Origin of the sequence: Kitasatospora sp. NPDC057542, assembly GCF_042801945.1 — a bacterium.
GTDB lineage: Bacteria > Actinomycetota > Actinomycetes > Streptomycetales > Streptomycetaceae > Kitasatospora.
On the sequence record NZ_JBHVFE010000725.1, the window covers coordinates 1 to 2,729 of the forward strand.

The following is a 2,729-nucleotide window of genomic DNA, read 5'->3' on the forward strand; positions in this document are numbered from 1 at the left end:
ACAACCCACACATCGATTCACCCACCCCGGCGCTCACGGTGCCCCCCCCCCCCACCGCCACTAACTCCCCCCCCCCGCCGGTACCCCCCGCGCGGGCCGTCCGCGGCTCAGCGCGGCGGCACCGGGTCCGCCCCGCCCGCGCCCGGGCGGCAACGCAGCAGCCGCCCGGTCGTCAGCCTGGCCCCGCGCAGCGCGCCGTGCCGGTGCAGCGCCTGCACCGCGTAGGTCGAGCAGGACGGCGTGTACCGGCAGCAGGCCGGGCGGCGGGGGCTGACCTCGGTGCGGTAGTAGCGCACCGCGCCGTACAGCACCCCGGCCGCGAACCCGCGCGGGGCGGGGGCGGACGGATCGGCCGTGCGGCGTCCGCGCGCCCCGGTGAGGGCGAAGCGGACGCCGGATACCATCATCACCGGGATCAGGGCGATCAGGCAGGGATCGGCGAACTCGCAGCAGCCGTCGACACAGCAGTCCGCGGACTCGTTCCGGATGTGCTTCTTCCGCCGGGCCCTGGCGTGGTCCTCCTTGCGGTAGCGCTCCCGGTAGTCCTCCCAGGCCCGGCGCTGCTTCTTCCGCCGGAGCCGCTCCGAGGCGGGCAGCCACCACCAGGCGCGCTCCGGGCGGGCCGGCGGGAAGTGGGCGCCGAGATCCGGCGTCGGGTCGGACACGGCTGACGATCTCCTCGCTCGCTCCGCCGAGGGCCCACCCCCGACGATCCGGGCAAGATTATCCGAAGATCATCTGCCCGGATCCGTCCCGCCCCGCTCAGCCGCCGAGGTTGAGCGAGGGGAAGAGGTCCTCGAACGGCTGGGTGGTCACCGAGACGGTCCGCGAGAACGGATTGTCGAAGTCCCAGATCATGAACAGCAGGAAGGCGATCAGCGCGCTGAAGCAGAGCGCCAGGATCAACTCCCGCGGTGTTCGCCGGATCTGGAGCGCGAACAGCATGCCGACGGTCACCACCGCACCGCCGATCAGGCCGAACCAGACCACCCCGGGCATCGTCGGCCCGGCGTTCTGCCCGCGTGAATTGCGGGCCTCGGAGGCCTGACCGACCCTGTCCATGATCGGCTGGTAGGCCTGCGACTCGAGGTCGGAGGCGGGCGACCGGGTGGCGACGTCGTCGTGGAGCTTCCGGAGCAGCTGGTCACCCTTCTCGGTGATCGCACCGTTCTCCTTCATGTACGCCCACTCGGTGTTCACCACGTACGTGACGTAGGCGTCCACGTCCGCCCGGACCTGGTCACGGAACTCCGCCGGGTAGATCACCGCGCGGTCGCTCACCTCACGCAGCGACTGCGCCTCGCGGAACAGGTCGTCCTGGGCGGCGCCGCGCGCCTCCCAGACACCCGCGATGGCGAGACCGAGGACGATCGCGTAGACCACCCCGATCATCATCGTGATGTACTCGATGACGTCCGGGGTCTCGTCGGTGCTCCCCTCCACGATCGGCCGGCGCCGCCTCAGCAGCACCACCGCCACCACGACGACACAGGCCGACGCCATGGCAATGATCAACGCCACCCACTCGGACACGGTAACTCCCCTCTCTGGCTTGGCTTGTGACGGAACGACAGGTCGACGGGGCGAACCCCGGGCCGGGCCGGCTCTCCCGGGTTCTGCCCGGGCCGCGCGGCGGGCCGGGACCCGCCGTCGGCCGGGAAATCGGTCGGCGGACCGTCGGGGAACGGTCAGGAGGAGCTCGAACGGCCGCCGCGTCCTCGGCCACCACCGCCCGGCCGCAGCGCCGCCGCCGCGATCACGGCGGGGACCGTGACCAGCAGCATCGTGGTGGTCATCGAGATGCCCTGCTGGTGCCGGGCCATGGGCACGGGCTTCGTCGCCGGGGCGTGGAACACCGGTCGCGCCGACGGGGTCGGTCGCGGCGGGCTCGGACGCACCGGGCTGGGCGAGGCTGCCGGAGCGGACGCGGCCGGGCTCTGGGCCGTCGGCGCGGGGGCCGCCGGGACCGGGGCGGGCACGGCCGGTGCGGGCGCGGCAGGGGCCGGAGCTGCCGGGGCGGGCGGCGGCGCGGGCGATGCCGGGGGCACGGGCGATGCGGGCGACGGAGTGGGGTCCGGCACCGTCGGACTGGGGGACGCCGGCGTCGGTGACGGCGTGGGGGTGGGAGTCGGGGTCGGCGTGGGGGTGGGCGTCGGACTCGGCGTGGGCGTCGGGGTGGCCGTGGGCGTGTGGCAGGGGTGGTGGTGACCGTGCGGGGGCTTGTGCCCGTGGTGCCCCGGGCCGGCGCTCGGCACGACGCCGACCGCGACCTGAACGTCCACGTCCACGTCCACGTCCACGCCGACGCTCACCTGCCCGCCCGGCCGTACCGACATCGACACGTCGGTCTCGCTGCACACGCAGGTGTCCACCACGGGGCCGTGCGGGTGTCCGCCGGGGTGGCCGGCGCCGGAGGCGGTCGCACCGCCGACCAGCGCACAGATCGCGACCACGCCGAAGGTCGCGCCGATCAACCGTACCCGCCCCCAGGGAGCCGCGTCCCCACCACCGCCGGGCGATATCCGGCGGATCTGCCGACGCTGGGGCATGGGCTCCACACACCTCTCGGGTCGTCCGGGGAGGACGGAACGGGCTCGGGCCGAACGGCCGCGCTGGAAGGGGCAGAACGGGCAGAAGCGTCGGATGAGGTCGCATTCCCAAGAGGGGTTCCGTCGGATACGACCAGAAACGATCAGACATGGCCAGGCGGGCGACCCGCCCTCAGGGGC

3 protein-coding genes are annotated in these 2,729 nt (G+C 73.8%); 1 reads left to right on the forward strand and 2 read right to left on the reverse strand.

Annotation, left to right across the window (positions count from 1 at the left end):
• Positions 1–107: 107 nt before the first annotated feature.
• Positions 108–665, reverse strand: coding sequence for a membrane protein insertion efficiency factor YidD (gene yidD / locus ACFU7Y_RS42710; protein ID WP_380771848.1), 558 nt, complete (start codon positions 663–665; stop codon positions 108–110).
• Between the two features lie 97 nt (positions 666–762).
• Positions 763–1,533 (reverse strand): DUF4239 domain-containing protein, encoded by a 771-nt coding sequence (locus tag ACFU7Y_RS42715; RefSeq protein ID WP_224285430.1) that lies wholly within the window; start codon positions 1,531–1,533, stop codon positions 763–765.
• Between the two features lie 237 nt (positions 1,534–1,770).
• On the opposite strand from ACFU7Y_RS42715, the gene ACFU7Y_RS42720 reads away from it, so the two are divergent.
• A complete protein-coding gene (locus ACFU7Y_RS42720; protein WP_380771850.1) occupies positions 1,771–2,208 on the forward strand; it encodes a hypothetical protein in 438 nt (145 codons plus the stop codon).
• The last annotated feature ends 521 nt before the right edge of the window (positions 2,209–2,729 follow it).